The organism is Streptomyces sp. NPDC047042, from assembly GCF_040644035.1.
In the GTDB taxonomy this organism is placed as follows: Bacteria; Actinomycetota; Actinomycetes; order Streptomycetales; family Streptomycetaceae; genus Streptomyces.
Window position 1 is genome coordinate 119284 of sequence record NZ_JBEYVP010000018.1, and the last position, 20737, is coordinate 140020.

The 20737-nt window shown below is 70.2% G+C and carries 16 protein-coding genes; 4 read left to right on the forward strand and 12 right to left on the reverse strand.

The features are described 5' to 3' along the window. Nucleotides 1-67: 67 nt before the first annotated feature. The 3 genes from ABZ855_RS22295 to ABZ855_RS22305 all read left to right on the forward strand — a co-directional run bounded on the left by ABZ855_RS22295 (nt 68) and on the right by ABZ855_RS22305 (nt 3342). Nucleotides 68-1813 carry a sensor histidine kinase gene (locus tag ABZ855_RS22295; protein WP_360809332.1) on the forward strand — a complete coding sequence of 582 codons (1746 nt, stop codon included), beginning with the start codon at nt 68-70 and terminating at the stop codon, nt 1811-1813. Continuing rightward, the gene (locus ABZ855_RS22300; RefSeq protein ID WP_360809334.1) at nt 1810-2490 is read left to right on the forward strand and encodes a response regulator; all 681 of its coding nucleotides are present in this window, start codon (nt 1810-1812) and stop codon (nt 2488-2490) included. Before ABZ855_RS22295 ends, ABZ855_RS22300 begins: the two co-directional genes overlap by 4 nt. A 159-nt stretch (nt 2491-2649) precedes the next feature. Next, nucleotides 2650-3342, forward strand: a complete 693-nt coding sequence (locus tag ABZ855_RS22305) for a response regulator (RefSeq protein WP_360809335.1) — start codon at nt 2650-2652, stop codon at nt 3340-3342. A gap of 49 nt (nt 3343-3391) precedes the next feature. On the opposite strand, the gene ABZ855_RS22310 is transcribed toward ABZ855_RS22305, so the two are convergent. The 6 genes from ABZ855_RS22310 to ABZ855_RS22335 form a co-directional block, all read right to left on the reverse strand. Continuing rightward, nucleotides 3392-4990, reverse strand: a complete 1599-nt coding sequence (locus ABZ855_RS22310; RefSeq protein WP_360809337.1) for a cation acetate symporter — start codon at nt 4988-4990, stop codon at nt 3392-3394. After that, on the reverse strand, nt 4987-5553 hold the full coding sequence (locus ABZ855_RS22315; protein ID WP_360809339.1) for a DUF485 domain-containing protein: 567 nt from the start codon (nt 5551-5553) through the stop codon (nt 4987-4989). Before ABZ855_RS22315 ends, ABZ855_RS22310 begins: the two co-directional genes overlap by 4 nt. 69 nt (nt 5554-5622) lie before the next feature. After that, on the reverse strand, nt 5623-6306 hold the full coding sequence (locus tag ABZ855_RS22320; RefSeq protein ID WP_360809341.1) for a response regulator transcription factor: 684 nt from the start codon (nt 6304-6306) through the stop codon (nt 5623-5625). After that, nucleotides 6303-7454 (reverse strand): histidine kinase, encoded by a 1152-nt coding sequence (locus ABZ855_RS22325; RefSeq protein ID WP_360809343.1) that lies wholly within the window; start codon nt 7452-7454, stop codon nt 6303-6305. Before ABZ855_RS22325 ends, ABZ855_RS22320 begins: the two co-directional genes overlap by 4 nt. Beyond that, nucleotides 7451-8014 carry a DUF1453 domain-containing protein gene (locus tag ABZ855_RS22330; protein ID WP_360809345.1) on the reverse strand — a complete coding sequence of 188 codons (564 nt, stop codon included), beginning with the start codon at nt 8012-8014 and terminating at the stop codon, nt 7451-7453. Before ABZ855_RS22330 ends, ABZ855_RS22325 begins: the two co-directional genes overlap by 4 nt. A gap of 203 nt (nt 8015-8217) precedes the next feature. Continuing rightward, entirely contained in the window at nt 8218-10338 is a 2121-nt protein-coding gene (locus ABZ855_RS22335) for a DNA topoisomerase IV subunit B (protein ID WP_360809347.1), read from the reverse strand. A gap of 450 nt (nt 10339-10788) precedes the next feature. On the opposite strand from ABZ855_RS22335, the gene ABZ855_RS22340 reads away from it, so the two are divergent. After that, complete coding sequence (locus ABZ855_RS22340) at nt 10789-11019, forward strand: hypothetical protein (protein WP_044471628.1); 231 nt, start codon at nt 10789-10791, stop codon at nt 11017-11019. A gap of 177 nt (nt 11020-11196) precedes the next feature. Here ABZ855_RS22340 and ABZ855_RS22345 read toward each other — a convergent pair whose 3' ends face one another. The 6 genes from ABZ855_RS22345 to ABZ855_RS22370 form a co-directional block, all read right to left on the reverse strand. Further along, a complete protein-coding gene (locus ABZ855_RS22345; RefSeq protein WP_360809350.1) occupies nt 11197-12063 on the reverse strand; it encodes a serine protease in 867 nt (288 codons plus the stop codon). A 224-nt stretch (nt 12064-12287) separates the two neighbouring features. Next, complete coding sequence (locus ABZ855_RS22350; RefSeq protein WP_360809351.1) at nt 12288-13823, reverse strand: RNA polymerase sigma factor; 1536 nt, start codon at nt 13821-13823, stop codon at nt 12288-12290. 487 nt (nt 13824-14310) lie between these two features. Further along, entirely contained in the window at nt 14311-15198 is an 888-nt protein-coding gene (locus ABZ855_RS22355; RefSeq protein WP_360809353.1) for an FCD domain-containing protein, read from the reverse strand. A gap of 162 nt (nt 15199-15360) precedes the next feature. Next, nucleotides 15361-17298 carry an ATP-binding cassette domain-containing protein gene (locus ABZ855_RS22360; RefSeq protein ID WP_360809355.1) on the reverse strand — a complete coding sequence of 646 codons (1938 nt, stop codon included), beginning with the start codon at nt 17296-17298 and terminating at the stop codon, nt 15361-15363. A gap of 53 nt (nt 17299-17351) precedes the next feature. Beyond that, entirely contained in the window at nt 17352-18110 is a 759-nt protein-coding gene (locus tag ABZ855_RS22365) for an NUDIX hydrolase (protein WP_319199876.1), read from the reverse strand. Between the two features lie 129 nt (nt 18111-18239). Continuing rightward, nucleotides 18240-20207 (reverse strand): glycogen debranching N-terminal domain-containing protein, encoded by a 1968-nt coding sequence (locus tag ABZ855_RS22370; RefSeq protein WP_360809357.1) that lies wholly within the window; start codon nt 20205-20207, stop codon nt 18240-18242. Nucleotides 20208-20737: the final 530 nt, after the last annotated feature.

Here is a 20737-nt window from a genome sequence, read left to right on the forward strand (position 1 = left end):
GCATTGATCAAGGGATCCACGTCACCCCACTACGGCATGGGCCGCTCGTCCCCGTACCGTCATGGGTATGAGCCCCACTCCCCCCGTACGCCGCCTGCGCCTCGGTCTGCCGCGGCGGATGTTCTCGCAGGTGCTGCTGATGCAGGTGGCGATCGCCGCGGGAGTGGCGGTGCTCGCGACCGGGCTGTTCCTCGCGCCGCTCAGCGACCAGTTGGACGACCAGGCGATGCGCCGGGCGCTGGCGATCGCGCAGACCACCGCGGCCCAGCCGCAGATCGCCGAGGACCTGCAGCACAGCAAGCCGTCGGTCGACGGGCCGGTGCAGGCCGAGGCGGAGCGGATCCGGAAGGCCAGCGGGGCCGAGTACGTCGTGGTGATGGACATGCGGGGCGTGCGTTGGTCGCACACGGATCCGAAGGAGATCGGCCGGGTCGTCTCCACCGACCCCCGCCAGGCGCTGGCGGGCAAGGAGGTCATGGAGATCGACAGCGGCACCCTGGGCCGCTCCGCCCGGGGCAAGGTGCCGCTGCGCGACACCGGCGGCAGGGTCGTCGGGGCGGTCTCGGTCGGCATCGAGTACGACAGCGTGCGCGCCCGGCTGTTCCACGCGATCCCGGGGCTGCTCGCCTACGCGGGGGGCGCCATGGCCGTGGGCGCCCTGGCCGCCTGGCTGATCTCCCGACGGGTGCAACGACAGACCCGTGACCTGGCCTTCTCGGACATCGCGTCGCTGCTCGCGGAGCGCGAGGCCGTCCTGCACGGCATCCGCGAGGGGGTCGTCGCCCTGGACCGCGCGGGCCGCGTCCGGCTCCTCAACGACGAGGCACAGCGCCTGCTGGGCATCGGCGAGGAGGCCGTCGGCCGCTCCCTGGACGAGGCGCTCGGCGCCGGACGTACGACCGATGTGCTGGCCGGCCGCGTGACCGGAACCGACCTGCTCACCGTGCGCGGTCAGCGGGTGCTGGTCGCCAACCGCATGCCCACCGACGACGGCGGCGCCGTGGCCACCCTCCGCGACCGGACCGAACTGGAACAGCTCGGCCGCGAGCTCGACTCCACGCACGGTCTGCTCGACGCCCTGCGTGCCCAGGACCACGAACACGCCAACCGCATGCACACGCTCCTGGGCCTGCTCGAACTGGAGATGTTCGACGACGCCGTGGAGTTCGTCGGCGAGGTGGTGGGCGACCACCGGGCCACCGCGGAGCAGGTCGCCGAGAAGATCCGCGATCCGCTGCTCGCGGCTCTGCTGGTCGGCAAGGCGACCGTGGCGGCAGAGCGCGGGGTCGCCCTGCTCGTCTCGGACCAAACCCTGCTCCCGGACCGGCTGATCGATCCCAGGGGGCTGGTCACCGTCGTCGGCAACCTGGTCGACAACGCGCTGGACGCCGTCGCCGGTACGGCGCACGCGCGCGTGGAGGTCGAACTGCGCGCGGAGGGCCGTACCGCGATCCTCCGAGTGCGCGACACGGGGCCCGGAATCCCGGCGGAGCAGCGCGAGTTGATCTTCACGGAGGGGTGGTCCACGAAGAAGCCGCCGGCGCACGGCAAACGCGGGATCGGTCTCCCCCTGGTGCGCCGTCTGGCGGAGCGGCAGGGCGGCAGCGCGCGCGTGGCCGATGCCGACGGCGGGGGCGCCGAGTTCATGGTCGTACTGCCGGAGGCACTCGCCGAGCCGGACCCGGCACCGCTACCACGCCCCGGCCGCGCTCCGGAAGCGGAGCACGCACGCGTCCCGGACGCACAACCGTGCCTGGAGCCGACCGCGGCGGACACAGTCGCCACAGCCACCGCCGAGGAGGAGCCGCGATGATCGAGGTACTGGTCGTGGACGACGACATCCGCGTGGCGCGCGTCAACGCCGCCTACGTGGAGAAGGTGCCCGGTTTCCACGTCGCCGGCGAGGCCCACAGCGCGTCCGAGGCGCTGCGGCAGTTGGAGCTGCTCCCGCATCTGGACCTCGTCCTCATGGACCACTATCTGCCCGACGACACGGGCCTGTCGGTCGTCCAGGAGATGCGCCGGCGCGGCCACGAGACCGACGTGATCATGGTGACGGCGGCCCGGGACGTGTCGACCGTGCAGGCGGCGATGCGGCAGGGGGCGCTGCAGTATCTGGTCAAGCCGTTCGCCTTCGCGGGGCTGCGCTCCAAGCTGGAGGCGTACGCGGAGCTGCGCCGCACCCTCGACGGTGGCGGCGAGGCCGAACAGGCCGAAGTGGACCGGATCTTCGGCGCCCTGTCCTCCGGCCCCGAGCCCGAACTGCCCAAAGGACACTCCCCCACCACCGCGGAACTCGTGCGCCGGGCCCTGGTGAACGCCGAAGGCCCCCTGTCGGCCCAGGAGATCGCCGAGCGGACGGGGGTGAGCCGCCAGACCGCCCAGCGCTATCTGAAGCTCCTGGAGCGCACGGGACGCGCCAGGCTGACGCTCAAGTACGGCGACGCGGGCCGCCCGGAGCACCGTTACGTCTGGGCGACCCGCTCCTGAGGTACGGGCGGACCTGACGGAAGTGTGAAGATCTTGCCCGTGCGCCGTAGTTCGATGGCGGAAGGAATGGCGTATGCCACAACATCGGTCTTCTGGACGCGAGTCGTTGTTCCGTCTGCAAGAGTCTGTTGTGCTCGTCGGCCCTGAGGGAGAGGCCCGATGATTGACGTCCTGGTAGTGGACGACGATCTTCGCGTCGCGGAGATCAACGCCAGATATGTGGGAAGGGTTCCCGGATTCAGGGTCGCCGCCCGTGCGCACAGTGCCGCCCAGGGCCTGGCCGCCGTGCAGCAGGGCACCATCGACCTGGTTCTGCTCGACCACTACCTGCCCGACCAGACAGGGCTCGAACTCGTCCACCGCATGCGGGAACAGGGCCACTGCACCGACGTCATCATGATCACGGCGGCGAGCGACGTCGACACTGTGCAGGCCGCGATGCGCGTGGGCGCACTGCACTATCTGGTCAAGCCGTTCACCTTCGCCGCACTGCGCGCCCGCCTGGACTCCTACGCGGCCCTGCGCCGCACGGTCGACCGCGTCGGCGACCGGGACCACACCGGCCAGGAGCAGGTCGACCGGATCTTCGGCGCGCTGCGCACCCCGCCGGCACCTTCGGCCCCCGGCCTCCCGACCGGCCACTCGGAACCGACCACGGACCTCATCTGCGGTGTGCTCCACCGCGCCGGCCACCCGCTCTCGGCTCACGAGGTGGCCGCCGAGACAGGATTGAGCCGCTCCACCGCCCAGCGCTACCTCCGCCACCTGGAACAGGCCGGCCGCCTGCGCCTCTCCCTCAAGTACGGCGACACAGGCCGCCCCGAACACCGGTACGCGTGGGTGGCCCCCTGAACGTCCCGCCTCCACCGCAGGGGGCGTACGAGCCTGGAATCACCGCCCGCTAAACGGCGCCCGCTCCCGTGAGCGAGCGCACCTCGGTCTCCGCGTGCTTGGCCTCGTCCGGGTCCTCCGCCGAGGTGACCGTGCCGAGCCAGCCGGCGAGGAATCCCAGCGGGATCGAGACGAGACCCGGGTTCTGCAAGGGGAAGTACTGGAAATCCACTCCCGGGAACAGCGAATCAGGGCTGCCCGACACCACGGGCGACAGCAGCACCAGGACCACCGACGGGATCAGCCCCCCGTACACCGACCACACCGCACCCCGGGTGGTGAAGCCGCCCCAGAACAGGGAGTAGAGCAGCACCGGCAGATTCGCGGACGCCGCGACGGCGAAGGCGAGGCCCACCAGGAAGGCGACGTTGAGGTCTCGGGCCAGCAGCCCGAGGGCGATCGCGACGACGCCGATGCCGACCGCCGCGGTGCGGGCCACAGCCACCTCGCTGCGCGGCTTGGCGCGCGGGCGGCGCAGCGACGCGTACAGGTCGTGGGCCACTGACGCCGAGGAAGCGAGCGTGATGCCCGCGACCACGGCGAGAATGGTTGCGAAGGCGATGGCGGCGACGATCGCGAACAGAACCGTTCCGCCTGTGGAGTCCGCGCCGCCGCCCAGATCGAGGGCCAGCAGCGGCACCGCCGTGTTCCCGGCCGCGTTCGAGCCACGGACCGCCTGAGGTCCGACGATCGCTGCCGCGCCGAAGCCGAGGACGATCGTCATCAGATAGAAGCCGCCGATGAGCCCGATCGACCAGACGACCGACCGGCGCGCTGCCCGAGCGGTCGGCACGGTGTAGAAGCGGGACAGGATGTGCGGCAGTCCGGCCGTCCCCAGCACTAGGGCGAGCCCCAGGCTGATGAAGTCGAAACGCGAGGTCCAGTCGCCTCCGTACCTCAGTCCGGGAGCGAGGAACGCGTCACCGTGGCCACTGCGCTCGGCCGCCGTGCGCAGCAACTGGTCGAAGTCGCCGTGGAAGCGCACCAGCACCAGCACGGTCAGTGCGATCGCTCCGCCCATCAGCAGGACCGCCTTGACGATCTGGATCCAGGTAGTGGCTCGCATCCCTCCCAACGACACATAGATCACCATGAGCGCGCCGACCGCGATCACCGTCCAGGACTGTGCTGCCTCGCTGGTCCCGCCCAGCAGCAGCGCGACCAGACTGCCCGCGCCCACCATTTGCGCCACCAAATAGAGAACGGACACAGTGACCGAGGAAGTTCCCGCCGCGATCCGCACCGGCCTCTCCCGCATCCGCGCCGCGATGACATCGGCCAGCGTGAACCGCCCGCAGTTGCGCACCAGTTCGGCGACCAGGAACAGCACAACCAGCCAGGCCACCAGGAATCCCACCGAGTACAGCAGCCCGTCGTACCCGAAGAGTGCGATGAGGCCGGAGATCCCGAGGAAGGACGCGGCCGACATGTAGTCACCCGCGATGGCAAAACCATTCTCCATCGGGGAGAAGAGCCGGCCGCCCGCGTAGAACTCCTCCGCCGAACCCTGACGGTGCCGGCTGACCCAGGTGGTGATGCCCAACGTGACGGCGACGAACGCGCTGAACAGCGCCAGCGCCAGCGCCAGCATCTGATGGTTGCCGGTCACGATCCACCGCCTCGCAGGCCACGCGTCAGTTCCTGGGTGTCCCAGCGCAGATCGAGCGCCGCCCGGTCCCTGCGCAACCGTGCGTGCCGCGCATACGCCCAGGTGAACAGGAAGGTCGTCAGGAACTGCCCGAGTCCCGCCAGCATCGCCACGTTCACCGCGCCCACCACGGGCCGCGCCATGAACCCGGGCGCCGTGGTCGCGGTCACCACATAGCCCACGTACCAGGAGAAGAAGACCGCGACGCCGGGAATCACGAACCTGCGGTACCGCCTGCGCACCTCCTGGAAGGCCGCGCTGCGCTGCACCTCCAGATAGACGTCCGCCGCACGGCCGCCCCGGTTCTCCTGCTCCCGGCGCATGGGCGGGACAACGGGAGCGGGTGCGCCCGTCCCGTCCAACTCGCCCCAGCCAGAGGCAAGCGCGTCGTACCAGGGGTCGTCGAACCGCGTGTCCCCGCCCGTCTCCACATGGGCCGGGACAGCGGCATGACCTTCGTGGGTCTCGGCCGAACTCTCAGGACCGCCCCCGCGCCTGCGAGGACGACCGGTGCTTGACTGCATGCCCAAGGATGGACAGAACGGGAAGATCCCCGACTCTTCTTCGCCACGGTGTTCACCCCATTAGGTGATTCACGCTGTGGGAGGCCGCACCAACCCCTTCCCATAGGCGTAACGCACCGCCTGCGCACGGTCTTTGATTCCCGTCTTGGCGAAGAGGTTGTTGATGTGGGTCTTCACGGTCGCCGTGGAGACATGGAGCTTGACCGCGATCTCCTGGTTGCTGAGACCGTCCGCGATCAGTATCAGCACTTCGGCCTCCCTCGTGGTGAGCCCGTCGGGCGGCTCCGCGGGCGGGGCCGGCTTCTTCTCGGACTCCGTCAGCCGCTCCAGGAGCCTTCGTTGGATGCTGGGCGCCAGCCCCGCGTCCCCGGACAGCACGCTGTGCACCGCCCTGACGATGTCGTCGCCGTCCGCGTCCTTGGTGAGATAGCCGCGCGCACCTGCCCGCAACGCGCGGAACAGCGACTCGTCGTCGGCGAACGTCGTGAGCACCACGACCTGGGTCCCGGGGTACTCCGCCCTGATCCGCCGGGTCGCCTCGACGCCGTCGCAACGCGGCATACGCAGGTCCATCAGCACGACGTCCGGCGCGAGTTGCGCGACGAGCTGCACGGCCTCGTCCCCGTCCCCGGCCGCTCCGACGACCTCGATCCCGGGCAGCAGGCCGAGCAGCATCACGATGCCTTCACGTACGACGGTCTGGTCGTCCGCCACCACGACCCGCGCGGGTTCCCGCCCGGCCTCCGCCGTCATGTCGGCACCCTCAAGGTCACCACGAAACCCTTCTCGTCCGGCCCCGCATCCAGCGAGCCGCCCAGCAACTCGGCACGCTCGCGCATGCCCAGCAGACCGTACCCGCCGCCCACCCCCGTGAGTTCGCCCGGCGAACCGCCCGAGTCCCTTACGTCGAGCGTCACTTGGTGCTCGCTGTAGTCCAGCCGCACCTGGACCTTGGCGCCGGGAGCATGCTTGCGGACGTTGGTCAGCGCCTCCTGGGCCACCCTGCGCACGGCCTGTGATGCCTCCGCCGGCAGCGGTCTGCGCTCACCCGTAATGGTGACGCCCACATCGTCCGTCACGCCGACGATCTCGCTCAGGTAGTCCTCCAGCGGGGACATCTCGCCCCTCAGCGCGGACAGGGCCTGTCTCGTCTCGGCCAGACCGTCACGGGCCATTCCCCGCGCCGCGACCACCCGTTCGAGTATCCGGTCCCGGTCGGCGCCCCGCTCGATCAGCAGACGGGCCGCTTCCAGGTGGACCAGTTGCGCCGAGAGGCTGTGCGCGAGCACGTCGTGGATCTCCCGCGCGATCCGGGCCCGTTCCGCGAGCGCCGCCGACTCCGCTTCGGCTGCCCGAGCGGCTCGTTCCTGGGCGAGCAGCCGCTGGGCGTTGCCACGCGCTTCGGCGTCGAGCCTCAGGACGTACCCGGCGAGTGCGAGACCGACGCTGGTGACGGTTGTGGTGAGCAAGGGGTCGTCATTGACCACCGCGTACGAACCGAGGGCCACCACACTCGTGGGCACTGCGGCTGACAGGGGCAGTCTTTGCAGTGCCGTGATCGCGCACCCGCACCACAGGACGAGTGCCGGTACCCGGAACCCCGCGGCCTGACCCGCGACCGCGAGGCCCTGAAGCAGCAGCAGGAGCGCCAGAGAGGGCCACAGTCGGTGTTGGAACGTCGTCCGGTGGAACGCCCAGGCGAGCAGGGCGGCGAGAACGACTCCCCCGACGGCCAGAGCCGAGTCACTGCCTCGGGGCGGGCCGCTGCTGACGGTTCCCCACAGCAGCATGCCGAGGATCAGCAGCCGGGTGGCCCAGGCGAGCCGACGGCGGTTGGCGGTGCGGCCCTCGCGGCCGAGCGCCTCCCTGGAAGGCCAGCGCAACCAGTCGTTCTTCGTCACAGGTGCTCCTTCCGCAGAGGCACGCTGTCACCGTAGGCCGTGTTCTGCCCCTGCGCCGAGGACGTGGAGGCGGGGTGAAGCGAATCCGGGTGCGGGGACGTCGCACGCAGGGAGTTCGATCGCAAGCGCAGGATTCCGGCGCGGAGCAGCAGGGTCGCCGCGAGAGCGAGAAGCAGTGCCGACGTGCCCTGATGGACGCCGAGCGCCGCGCTCAGGGCGAAGACGCCGGCACGGAGACCGATCCCGATGATCCACACGGCTACGCTCGCCCTGGTGCTCCGACTCCACACCTCGCCGCCCGGTTCGACCCAGACACGGGTGGTCCAGGCCCAGCCGGCGCCGGTGGCGAGGCCGATGAACAGCTCGGCCGCGAACAGACTGATCGACTCCGCTCGATGATGGGCGTCGATCAGGCCGGGCTCACGCAGTGCCACGACGGCCAGGATCACGGGCACGACCCACCAGCGCCGGTCGCCGTCTATCCGGCGGGTGCGGAACAGTCGCACGACCACCAAACCGGCGACGGCGACGATCAGCAAGGCGTCGACAAGCCCGGACATGCAGGCCTCCGTGGGCGAAGAAGGGGAGAGCCGGCAGCGGGTGCTGTCGACGCTTCGACACTACGGAAAACGGCACGTCACAGGATCGGAGCAGGGGTGGTCGAAGGGTGGATTCGCCCCGGCACCGACCTCCACCCGAGGGTGGAGAAACGGCGCCGGGGCGGCACGTGGAAGTGCCGCCCCGGCCGCGAGTCCCGCACGGATCACGCGTCGATTCGAGACCTGTCCAGCGTGGCAGCCGAACTGGAGATGAACTCCTTGCGAGGGGCGACGTCGTTGCCCATCAGAAGGTCGAAGACCTGCTCGGCCGACTCCAGGTCGGACAGGTTGATCCGGCGCAGCGTGCGATGGCGCGGATCCATCGTGGTCTCGGCCAGCTGGTCGGCGTCCATCTCACCGAGGCCCTTGTAGCGCTGGATCGAGTCCTTGTAACGGACCCCCTTGCTCTGGAACTCCAGCAGCCTCTCGCGCAGTTCACGGTCCGAGTACGTGTAGACGTACTTGTCCTGGCCCTTCTTCGGCTGGATGAGCTCGATGCGGTGCAGCGGCGGCACCGCGGCGAACACCCGGCCCGCTTCGACCATGGGCCGCATGTAGCGGTGGAACAGCGTCAGGAGCAGGGTGCGGATGTGGGAGCCGTCGACGTCGGCGTCGGTCATCATGATGATCTTGCCGTAGCGAGCCGCATCGATATCGAACGTACGACCGGATCCGGCCCCTATGACCTGGATGATCGCGCCGCACTCGGCGTTCTTCAGCATGTCCGTCACGGACGACTTCTGGACGTTGAGGATCTTGCCCCGGATCGGCAGCAGCGCCTGGAACTCCGAGTTCCGGGCGAGCTTGGCGGTACCGAGCGCGGAGTCGCCCTCCACGATGAACAGTTCGCTGCGCTCGACGTCGTCACTACGGCAGTCGGCGAGCTTGGCGGGCAGCGAGGAGGATTCCAGGGCCGTCTTCCGGCGCTGTGCGTCCTTGTGCTGACGAGCCGCGATGCGCGTACGCGCGGCAGCCACAGCCTTCTCCATGACCACCCGGGCCTGGGCCGCGGCATCCCGCTTGGTGGAGGTCAGAAAGTCCTTGAGCTCCTTGGACACCACATTCGTCACGATGCGTCGGGCCGCCGAGGTGCCGAGCACCTCCTTGGTCTGACCCTCGAACTGCGGCTCGGCGAGACGTACCGTGACGACTGCGGTGAGGCCCTCCAAGGCGTCGTCCTTGACGATGTCGTCCTCGGCCACGCGCAGCAGTTTCTTGGTGCGCAGAACCTCGTTCATCGTCTTCGCGACGGCCTGTTCGAAGCCCGCGACGTGGGTGCCGCCCTTGGGCGTGGCGATGATGTTCACGAACGACTTGAGGTTCGTGTCGTAGCCCGTCCCCCAGCGCAGCGCCACGTCGACGCCCAGTTCGCGGGTGACCTCGGTGGGTGTCATCTGACCGTGGTCGTCCAGGACCGGGACCGTCTCCTTGAAGAGGCCCTGTCCGGAGAAACGGAGGACGTCGCAGACCGGCTTGTCGGCGGCCAGGTACTCGCAGAACTCGCTGATGCCTCCGTCGAAACGGAACGACTCCTCGCCCTTGCTGCCGCCTTCGCCGAGCCCGAACTCGTCACGCACCACGATGGTGAGCCCGGGCACCAGGAACGCGGTCTGCCGGGCACGCTGGTGGAGGTTCTCCAGGGAGAGCTTGGCGTCCTTGAGGAAGATCTGGCGGTCGGCCCAGTACCGCACGCGCGTGCCGGTACGGGTCTTGGGGATCCGCTTGGTCTTGCGCAGGCCACCGGTCTCGAACGAGGCGTCCGGACCGTCGGCCCCGAAGGAGCCGGGCACGCCGCGGCGGAAGCTGATCGCGTGAGTGTTGCCTCCGCGGTCGACCTCGACGTCCAGGCGGGCCGAGAGAGCGTTCACCACCGACGCGCCCACGCCGTGCAGGCCACCGGAAGCGGCGTACGAGCCGCCACCGAACTTGCCGCCGGCGTGCAGCTTGGTCATGACGACCTCGACACCGGAAAGGCCGGTCTTGGGCTCGACGTCCACGGGGATGCCGCGGCCGTTGTCCCGTACCTCGACGGAGCCGTCATCGTGCAGGATGACGTCGATGTGGTCGCAGTAGCCCCCGAGGGCCTCGTCCACGGAGTTGTCGATGATCTCCCAGAGGCAGTGCATCAGGCCACGACTGTCGGTCGACCCGATGTACATGCCGGGACGCTTGCGCACTGCCTCGAGCCCCTCGAGGACGAGCAGGTGCCGCGCGGTGTAGTTGGAACCGTCCCGGTCTGCTCCTGCCAGCAGCGCTGTGGACGGCACGGACGTATCGGCGGTCACGCGGTTCGCTCCTCGCTGAATTTCAGTTGGGGCCCTGGTGGGTAAGGGCCCGGCTTCGGTCACCGCTCAGAGGGTACCGAGGCCTGGTAGAGCCGATGTAACGCCACCCTCGTCTGAAACTCAGACTAAACCAGAGTCGCATAACTGTTCGATCCCTCGTTGGAGTGAAGTACATATCACGTTCCCTTCCAGGCATGAACCATTTAGGCTCCGGGCACGTCCTCAAGAACAACCGGCAACCCGGCCGGGAGGACCAACACCCCTACAGACGACAGACAGCGCGAACCCGTACAGACACAAAGACACGCAATACGGCACATTCGCCGCCAACCGGCAGCAGACAGCCGTCTCGAAAGATTTTTTCGAGGAAGAGCCACGAGCGGGAACGTTTTCGGCCTGGTTGGATGTTGACCCTGGTACGACAGCTCGTCGAGCTAGAGAAGAGGCGACGTGACTACTGTTCTGACCCCCGCGAGCCCGCTGACGGCCGCTGATCGCTGCGACCGCTGCGGCGCCCAGGCATACCTTCGCGTTGTCTTGGCGAGCGGCGGAGAACTGCTCTTCTGCGCCCACCACGGTCGCAAGTTCGAGCCGGAACTCAAGAAGATCGCCGCTGAGATACAGGACGAGACGGAGCGACTGACGACCGTTCCAGCCAGCTCCACCGAAGAAGACCGCTGATACCGCGCTTCGACGACGAGCCACCCCCGGCACAGGCCGGTTGATTCGGGCGGCCACTCCTGCACTCAGGAGTGGCCGCCCGCTTCACAAGGCGCGCTTCACAAGCCGCTCACGGACCACCAGGCACGCTCGAGCGGGCCAGGGCTGCGATGCCCCTCGGAGTCCGCACATGGACACTCAGCCACCGTTACCGGGAGCAGCGGGGGTATCCCACCCCAGCGTCCGTATGACGTGCGAGAGCCGCGTGTAGACGCCCGGGCTGCCGGGCCGTCCACAGCCGCTCCCCCAGGACACGAGCCCGATCAGCCGCCCCTGGGCGACCAGCGGCCCTCCGCTGTCCCCTTGGCAGGCGTCCGGCCCTCCGACGGCCTCACCGGCACACAGCATGCTGTCCGCTCGATAGGTCCCGTCGGCGCTGCCGGGATAGGCCCGCTCGCAGAGCGCGTCGGACAGCACGTGCACACGTGCGGCCCGCAGACTGCGCGCGTAGTCCCCGCCGCCCGTGATGTCGCCCCAGCCGTAGACCGTGGCACTCGCACCCGGCTGATAGGCCGGATCGCCGGCGCCCGCCATCCCGATGACCGAGCCCTGCGGGAGGGCCTCGGCGAGGGTGAGCACAGCGAAGTCCCCGGCGTTACTGATCTTGTCGTAGCCGGGATTGACCCAGGTGTCGCGGACGGCGATCTCTTTGCCCTCGGTCGACGTCAGCTCGGTGCGCCCGGTAATGACCTTCAGATCCTGAACACGGTTGGGCGGCGCTCCCAGGACGTCCTCGTCCATGCAGTGGGCCGCCGTCAGCACGGTGGTCCTGCCGACGGCCACGCCGCCGCAGAACTGCCCCGCCCTGGTACCGCCGAACCGGTCACGGCTGGACAGCGCCACCGTCCACGGGCCTTCGGACACGTCGACCGGGAATCCGCCGACGACGACGCCGTCGGCAGCCGCGGGCGTGGCGGATGCCAGCGGTATCACGGCCGCCGCGGCCGCCATGACCAGCGACCGGGTCAGCGTCCGGGACAGGGCCCGGACAAGGGGGTGACGCATGCGCGCTCCTCACTCTGGGGTGATCACGAGAAACCCAGAGTGATCCAACCTGCCCGGCCCCGCACGCGCGGGCCACGAAAGAGGGACGCCGACGGCTGGAGCATTTCATCGCGCACGCGCCGGGCAACGCTCCTCGCACGCCGGTGCGACGAGCCGCGCCCGCTCAGCACGAAGGCCCGGTTCCCCTGAGGGGAGCCGGGCCTTCCGTGTCGTACGGCCGTGTCCTAGTCGAGGTAGTCGCGCAGCACCTGGGAGCGCGACGGGTGACGCAGCTTCGACATGGTCTTGGACTCGATCTGGCGGATGCGCTCGCGCGTGACGCCGTACACCTTGCCGATCTCGTCGAGGGTCTTCGGCTGACCGTCGGTGAGACCGAAGCGCATCGAGACGACGCCCGCCTCGCGCTCGGAGAGGGTGTCGAGGACCGAGTGCAGCTGCTCCTGGAGGAGCGTGAAGCTGACCGCGTCGGCCGGGACGACCGCCTCGGAGTCCTCGATGAGGTCACCGAACTCGCTGTCGCCGTCCTCACCCAGGGGGGTGTGGAGGGAGATCGGCTCACGGCCGTACTTCTGGACCTCGATGACCTTCTCCGGGGTCATGTCGAGTTCCTTGGCCAGCTCCTCCGGGGTGGGCTCGCGGCCCAGGTCCTGGAGCATCTGGCGCTGCACGCGCGCGAGCTTGTTGATGACCTCGACCATGTGCACCGGGATACGGATGGTGCGGGCCTGGTCCGCCATGGCGCGGGTGATCGCCTGACGGATCCACCAGGTGGCGTACGTCGAGAACTTGTAGCCCTTGGTGTAGTCGAACTTCTCGACCGCGCGGATCAGACCGAGGTTGCCCTCCTGGATCAGGTCCAGGAAGAGCATGCCGCGGCCGGTGTAACGCTTGGCCAGGGAGACCACCAGACGGAGGTTGGCCTCCAGGAGGTGGTTCTTGGCGCGGCGGCCGTCCTCGGCGATGATCTCCAGCTCGCGCTTGAGCTTCGGGGCCAGCTTGTCGGCGTTCGCCAGCTTGTCCTCGGCGAAGAGACCCGCCTCGATACGCTTGGCGAGCTCGACCTCCTGCTCGGCGTTGAGGAGCGGGACCTTGCCGATCTGCTTGAGGTAGTCCTTGACCGGGTCCGCGGTGGCACCGGCCACGGCAACCTGCTGGGCCGGCGCGTCGTCCTCGTCGTCGTCGGAGAGGACGAAGCCCTTGTTCTCGCCACCCTCCTCTTCCTCTTCGCCGGGCTTGACGTCCTCGAGGACCTCGTCCTCGATGCCTTCGGCGTCGTCCTTGCCGGCGGTCGTCTTCTTGGCCGCCGTCTTCTTGGCGACGGTCTTCTTCGCGACCGTCTTCTTGGCGGTCGTCGTCTTCTTGGCGACGGCCTTCTTCACGGGCGCCTCGTCCTCGGCGGAGGACTCGGCGACGGGAGCCGCCGGGGTGGCGGTGGCGGTGGCCTTCTTCGTGGTCACCGTCTTCGCCGCGACCGTCTTGGTGGCGGTGCGCTTGGCGGGACTCTTCGCTGCGACGCTCTTTCGGGTGCGCTTGGGCTCCGCGGCACTGACCATCAGCGTCACACCCTCTTCCTCGAGGATCTGGTTGAGGCTGCGCAGTACGTTCTTCCACTGAGTGGCCGGAATCTGGTCAGCTTCGAAGGCCCGACGTACGTCGTCGCCGGCGATCTGCCCCTCAGCCTTTCCCCGCTCGATGAGCGCCATGACAGAGACGGACTCGGCGATCTCGGGCGGGAGCGTACGGGATGTGCTGGCCGACACGAACAACCTCTCGGAACGTTGGAAAACGGCTTCCGGCCCCGTCCACTACGGACAGGGGCCGACGACCGCCGACTGGGGATGGGCCGACGGCGCGGGCAAAGGGCCGGGAAGATGCACAGCGCCTTGAACGGCGTCCGTATTCCTTCCGCGGCTGTCACCTCTTAGGTCATCGCGCTGCTTCCGCGAGCGTTACGCCCAATCTGCGTGGCCCGAGTCACACCCCGTAAGCACTCAAAAGCGGTCAGATACGGCTAGAGGTGGTCGGCCCTGGTCGCAACCAGACCGTCCCGACCTCACTGTGCCCACTCCCACAGCTGTCGTCGCAGCCCTGGCGGGCGTTTGCGGACGGTCCGCCCCCACTTCGTCCCGCTGCCGGACCCCGCCGAGCCCTCTCGGGAGCCCGACGGGGCCCGGCAGTCACAGTTCGCGAGCGAGCGATGCTGCCGGAGAGTGACACGGTTCCCGATCGGCGCCGCCCTCGGCGCGATCAGTGCTCGCGCGGGGCCGGGACCACGCGCTCGACCTCGGGGTGCACGACGAGGAGCTGTCGCATGGCCGCTTCCGCCGCCGCGCCGTCGCCCGCCCCGAGGGCGTCGACGATCCGGGCGTGGTGCGCCAGGGACGCCTCGGTGGGCCGGTCGCAACCGGTCATCGGACCGCCGGACACCTGGAGGGCGGCGGACACGATCCCGGAGAGGTGTTCCAGCATGCGGTTGCCGGCGAGCTGAATGAGCAGCGAGTGGTACTCGGCGTCGGCGCGAGAGAACGTCAGCGCGTCACCCTGGTTCATGGCGTGGCCCATGATCTCGACCATGTCGACGAGCCGCTGCTGAGCCTCCTCGCGCCCGTGCCCGGCGGCCAGACGGGCGGCGAGCGGCTCGATCGTCCAGCGCAGCTCGCTGAGCTCACGACGCTGGTCGTCGCGCTGCGGCCCGAAGGCCCGCCACTCGATGATGTCGGGGTCGAGGAGGTTCCAGTCGCTGACGGGACGCACGCGCGTGCCCACGTTCGGCCGGGCGCTCACCAGGCCCTTGGCCTCCAGGACACGGAGCGACTCACGGACGACGGTGCGGGAGACCTCGAACCGCTGGCCGATCTCCTCGGGCACCAGGGGGCGGTCCGCGCCCAGGTCGCCGGAGACGATCATCTGGCCCAGTTGCTGGACGAGTTGACCGTGCAGTCCGCGACCGCGGCTGCCCGCGGTGCGACGGCCGACGCGGCCCAGCTCCGGGTCCGCGGCGTCCCAGGAAGGAACTCCCACGCGGCCGGCCCCGGGGGCCTCGGCGTAGGGGTAGCGGTCGAGTCCGCCCGGGCCGACGAGACCGGAGTCTGCGGAGCGGGCGGCGGTCATCATGGTGTGCGCAAGGGTACTCACGGATCCTTTGTCGGCTCTGCCTCCAACTCCCTTGAGGTCTTTGGTGAAAAGCACACGAAAGGGTGATCGCTCACCCCGTCGCAATTGACGCCTTATCGGAAAGAAACGGGCGTCCCTCGGGGAGTTGTGCGCAGGGCAGGACTCGAAGGGTGCGGACGATCGTCATCGGACCCTGCTTCGCAGGGTCGTGACCAGATACGCGCACAGCAGGGCAGTCAGCGACAACGCGAGCGCGCCACCCACGGGTTGGGCGATCATCCGCGCTGCGGCGGCCAGATACCGCTCGCCCCCGAACGGCCACTGTGCGAGGAACAGTTCCCGCAGCCGCACGGAGAACCCGGCCGCACTTCGCACGGACGGTCCCTCCACGGCCTTCTGCACGAGGGGCACCACGAGGACCGGTACGGCGACCACCGCCGCGAGCCCGGCGGTGGTGGACCGGAAGATGCCCGCGGCCAGCACCCCGGCCCAGGCGCAGCCGATCACGAGGCCGATCCAACTCGCGGTCAGCGGAAGCCACTCCGCGGGAACCTGTGCCAGTTCCCGTCCGTAGACGAGGTAGAGCACTTCGGCGTCGCAGCCCACGGTGAGGAATGCCAGCAGCAGCCCGGTGATCGCGGCGACGAACAGCTTGGCGGCGAGCAGTCCCAGCCGGCGGGGCACGGTGCCGCTGTCCACCGCCAGGGCGGGATGGCGGAACTCGTCACCGAAGGCGATGGCGCCGAGCAGCCCGGCGCCGATCGCCGCGGGCGGCAGCGGCAGCTCCCTCGGCCAGGCGGCCAGCAGGCGGTGCTGCGGAGTGTGGCCGATGCGGGCCAGGAGTACGGCGACGAGCGCGGACGAGACGAGCACGGCGGCCGCGGTCAGAAACCCGGTGCCGACACCACCGGCGCGGCGCAGTTCGTAGCGGAGAGGACGCAGTGGGCTGGGAGCGGGGCGGACGGAGATGGGCGGGGGGAGCGGGGGGAGGCTGTCGGAGGTGAGGGCGTCGCAGGAGCGTGGGCGGGCGTCCTGGGTGCGTGCGGACGTTGTCCTCACGGAGGCTCGGCCAGCTGTCGGCTCGGAGAGCGGGGTCACCGCCCGTACGGCGTCGGGGGCTTCGTTCAGCGCGGGGAGACGGGATGCCGGGGCGCCCTCGGACGGCGCCGGGGCGGCGGAACCTGGACGCAGAGCAGCAGCGTCCTCGCGGCGGTCCTCGGGCCGCCGGGAGGCCGAGTCGATCCCGGGCCCCATGTCGCCGACCTCGTCGGCGAGTTCGTGCACGAGGATGCCGTGCCGGAACGCGGTCTCGCCGATGTCCGCGCACGTACTGCCGTACACGGAAAGCCGATTGTCGGTCTCCTGTACGACTTCCACGGAGAGCTGTGCCGTGCGGGCCTCTTTGGTCAGCAGGGCCGCGAGACGGGTGGCGTGGGGGCTGCGGACGGCGACGCGGGGGCGCAGTCGGGTGCGGGAGAATTCCGTGGCCGCCTGGTCGGCGACGAGTCGCCCGTGCTCCAGAGTGATGATCCGGTCGGCGGTGCGGGCGGCCTCCTTGGCGTCGGTGGTGGTGCACAGGACGGTGCCGCCCTGGGTGGCATGGGCGCGCAGCATGCCGTGCAGCCAGTGGCGTTCGCGAGCGGACAGTCCGTTGGTGAGGGCGTCGAGTACGAGCGTGTGCGGGTCCGCCAGCAGTGCGCAGGCAAGACCTAGCCGGCGGTCCATGCCGCGTGCCAGAGTGCCCAGGCGTTCGTCACGCAGGCTGACCAGGCCGACCACCTCGAGAACCTCGTCGGCACGACGGGCCGGAACGCCTGCGGCCGCGCACAGCATGCGGAGTTGGCCTCGGACGGTGCGCGCGGGGTGCCCCGGTACATCACCCAGGACAACGCCGATCTCACGTGACGGGTGGGCGATGCGGTGCAGAGGGCGGCCTCTGAAGTAGGTGATTCCACGGCCTGGTTGGAGTTCGAGCATGAGCCTGAGCACTGTTGTCTTGCCGGCGCCCGGGGTGCCGAGGATCGTGGTGACGCGGCCCGCGCGTGCCTCGAAGGAGACGTCGTCGACGGCGGGCGGTAGCTCCTTGCGGGGGTTGCTGGTCAGTCCGAAGGCCTGGATCACCCGTAGCAAGATAGCGCGTTATGTCCGTTTTACCGGGTGCGGTGGGGGCCGTGTCAGACCTCGGGACGCAGCATCGGGGGGTTGAGCAGGGTGGCGCCTCCGGCTCGGAAGAGCTGGGCCGGGCGACCGCCCTGCCGGGTGGTCGTCCCCCCGGTGGGGACCAGGAAGCCGGGGGTGCCCGTGACCTTGCGGTGGAAGTTGCGCGGGTCGAGGGCGACGCCCCACACGGCCTCGTACACCCGGCGCAGCTCGCCGACGGTGAACTCGGTCGGGCAGAACGCCGTGGCCAGCGACGAGTACTCGATCTTGGAGCGGGCGCGCTCCACGCCGTCCGAGAGGATCTGGGCGTGGTCGAAGGCCAGCGGGGCCGCCTGTTCGCCGTCCCGGCCGTAGCCGCCCTGCTGCAGCAGTTCCTCCACGGGTGCCCAGCGCGCGCTGTTGGCGTCGCCGCCCGCCCTGGGGGCGGGCAGGTCGGGGGCGAGCGCGAGATGGGCGACGCTGACCACTCGCATCCGGGGGTCGCGCTTGGGGTCACCGTAGGTCGCGAGCTGTTCCAGGTGCGCGCCGTTGTCCTGAGCGGGGGCGATCGGATCGTGGGCGCGCAGGCCCGTCTCCTCGGCCAGTTCCCGCGCTGCCGCCTGCGACAGGTCCTCGTCGGCCCGCACGAAGCCACCGGGGAGCGCCCAGCGTCCCTGGAAGGGCGGCTCACCCCTGCGCACCGCCAGCGCGCACAGGGCATGACGACGCACGGTCAGCACGACCAGGTCCACGGTGACGGCGAAGGGCGGGAAGGCTGACGGGTCGTAGGGCATGCCGTGATCATAGTCGTCTGCCTGACGATAAACACTCCCTACTCCGGCCGCGCCCATGGCTGATCCATAGTGGTCGGACACGTGCGCCACCGGCCGCTTCCCTTCTCCTGACAGGCATGTTGTACGAGGTCACGCTCCCAGTTGCAGTCCTGCGGCGGCCTCCTCGACCATGGCGACGCCGAGCCGACCGACCCGTACGGAGAAGGGGGCACCGGCGATCCGCAGCCCGGTCAGGCTGATCTCGCCCAGGGGCACGCTGCGTACGGGGCGGAGCATGACCGTGCTCGCCGGGGCGTCCGGCCGGATGCCGGCCATGGTGGCCAGCAGCAGTACCCCCGAGGCGGCTGCGGTCGCCGAGGGCCGGCAGGCCGCCGGGTGGGGCAGCGGGGCGCCCGGGTCCGTGCGCTGCTCCCCCGCGTACATCTCCGGCAATCGGAACTGGAACGCCTCGGCGGCCGCGAGGATGCCGCGCAGCAGCGCGCTCGCCTCCTTCTCGTACCCGGCGGTGGCCAGTCCCGCGACGGCCACCGCGGTCTCCTGGACCCGCACGGCTCCACTCCGGTGGCCGAACGGGTTGTATCCCGCCTCCTTGACGCCCAGGCCGCGCAGTCCCCAGCCGGAGTCCATGGCCGGCCCGCCGAAGAGCCGGGCGAGCTGTTCGGTCTGCACCTTGTCGAGCAGCCCGGGGGCATGTTCGCCCGCACCCAGCAGACCGGTGTCGAGGAGATGGGCGGCGACGGCGCCGAAGTGCGGCACGTTACGCCCGTCCGGGGTTCGGGCAGCCGCGGGTCTGCCGCCGCTCAGGTCGTCCATCCAGAAGTCGGCCCGGAACGCGATGCGCAGCTCCTGGGCCCACTGCCGCAACCCAGCACCGCCCGGCCGGCCGTAAGCGTCGAGGAGATCGGCGCCCAGAAGGGCGGCGCGGTGTGCGTGGGCCTGCGTCTCGCAGCGCACCGGGCCGCCGGGCTGCGGATCGGGCAGGTAGGTGCCCTCGTCCACAGTCGCGCGCAGCCAGGTGAGACAGCGCTCGGCGGTCGGGAGCAGTTCCTCGATCGTCTGTTCCGGCAGCCCCCAGCGACGGGCCTCGGCCAGGAGCACGGGGAAGAGCAGTGTGGCCTCCGTACCCGTGCAGCCCGGTGGCAGGTGTGGGCCCGCGTCCCGGCGTGGTCCCGGGAGCATGCCGGATCTCGGTCCCGGCCCCGGGAGTTGGGTGCGGGCGAGGGTCCGCAGCGTGCCCGCGGCGAGCCCGGTGCCCAGCGGCAGCGTCATGCGGGCGGCGGCGAGCGCTTCGGCCGGGGCCATGCCGCAGCGCCAGGGTGCTCCCGCCGCGAGATGCGTGTCGGAGGGGTGCGCGGAGTCACGCAGAAGCAGGGCCTGCAGATCGGCGATGCTGGTTTCGAGGAGCGCCGCGACGCGTGGATCGTCGCCGCCGGCCCGTGCAGAAGCGAGAGGGCTGGTCGCCGCACGGCCCACGGCTCGGACGGGTCCCGCCCCGTCCTGCCGTATGCGCAGCTCCAGGGTCGAGGAACCGCCCGGGGGCAGTTCGAGTTCCCACCGCAGCAGACCGGCGGAGGCCAGCGCGTCGGCGGGTGGCGGATCGGCCGTGACGGCGGCGCCGCCGGTGGCGCCGGACCAGCGCAGGCCGAAGGCGTGCACGCTGGCGGGCAGTTCGGGGCCGGGGGTGCCGGCGGCGATCATGCCCAGATCGGCCAGATCGGTACCGAGTGACACCTCGACCGGCACACGCAGCGGGCGCGGCGCCGAACTGCGCAGGGTGATCCGCTCCGTGCCGTCCGCGTGACGGATGCGCTCGACGACGACGTCAGGGTCCGGCCCGCCGTCCGGGGTCGCGCGTAACGTCCCCACGAACCGGGCGCGGTCGGCGCCGGTCATGCGGGCCTGTACCGGGAGGGGCTCACGCCCGGCCACGCGGACCTGGCATCGGGCGAGTAAGCGCCTTCCCCCGCGATAGAAACCCTCCAGCCCTCGGCCCGTGAGCTGCCCTTGGTCCGTGGAGATCGCGAGCCCGGGGAGCGCGACGCAGATCAGGGTGGTGTGGGTGGGGGGCAGCTGGGCGGGACGGCGGGCGGCAGGCATCGCGGCAGAGGGTGTTCGAGGAGGAACAGGCGGCCCGGGCGATGACTGCGCGCCCGCCGATGGAGGGGACCCGCTGACCGGAAAGCGCGGCTGCGAGCCACGTGGGGCGCCCCCGCTCCCGGGTACTCCGCCGCCACCTCCTCGCAAGGGCGGTGCGGGTGTGTTTGCCGCCCGCCGGTCGTCGTCGGCGGCCGAGGGCGGGGGCGGCGGATGCATGGGCGGCTTCTTCTGCTCTCTGGGCGCCGAGGGCGCGCTCGGCACCTGGCAGGGGGCCTCGGCGGGACGGGGGTGATGCGGCGGTTCGGCCCGTCCAGGGGTTCCGCCACTCAGGTGAACGGACCAGGGCTTCCCCGAGTCACGCCTCCGGCGGTACAAGCCGACCGAATGGCGGTGAGACGGGGCATGCGTCCGGCCCGCGCCGGAACGACCGCACCGGCTGTCCGTTGTGGTCGGGAGGGAGAGGTGTCCGTGAGCCGTCCTGGCGTCGCTCAGTTGTACGTGGGCGGCACTGCCGATGCTCAATCGCCTGC

Coding starts and splice junctions, on each gene's coding strand:
- ABZ855_RS22295 (WP_360809332.1), top strand. CDS start 68: ATGAGCCCCACTCCCCCCGTACGCCGCCTGCGCCTCGGTCTGCCGCGG.
- ABZ855_RS22300 (WP_360809334.1), top strand. CDS start 1,810: ATGATCGAGGTACTGGTCGTGGACGACGACATCCGCGTGGCGCGCGTC.
- ABZ855_RS22305 (WP_360809335.1), top strand. CDS start 2,650: ATGATTGACGTCCTGGTAGTGGACGACGATCTTCGCGTCGCGGAGATC.
- ABZ855_RS22315 (WP_360809339.1), bottom strand. CDS start 5,553: ATGCAGTCAAGCACCGGTCGTCCTCGCAGGCGCGGGGGCGGTCCTGAG.
- ABZ855_RS22320 (WP_360809341.1), bottom strand. CDS start 6,306: ATGACGGCGGAGGCCGGGCGGGAACCCGCGCGGGTCGTGGTGGCGGAC.
- ABZ855_RS22330 (WP_360809345.1), bottom strand. CDS start 8,014: ATGTCCGGGCTTGTCGACGCCTTGCTGATCGTCGCCGTCGCCGGTTTG.
- ABZ855_RS22345 (WP_360809350.1), bottom strand. CDS start 12,063: ATGCGTCACCCCCTTGTCCGGGCCCTGTCCCGGACGCTGACCCGGTCG.
- ABZ855_RS22365 (WP_319199876.1), bottom strand. CDS start 18,110: ATGCCCTACGACCCGTCAGCCTTCCCGCCCTTCGCCGTCACCGTGGAC.
- ABZ855_RS22370 (WP_360809357.1), bottom strand. CDS start 20,207: ATGCCTGCCGCCCGCCGTCCCGCCCAGCTGCCCCCCACCCACACCACC.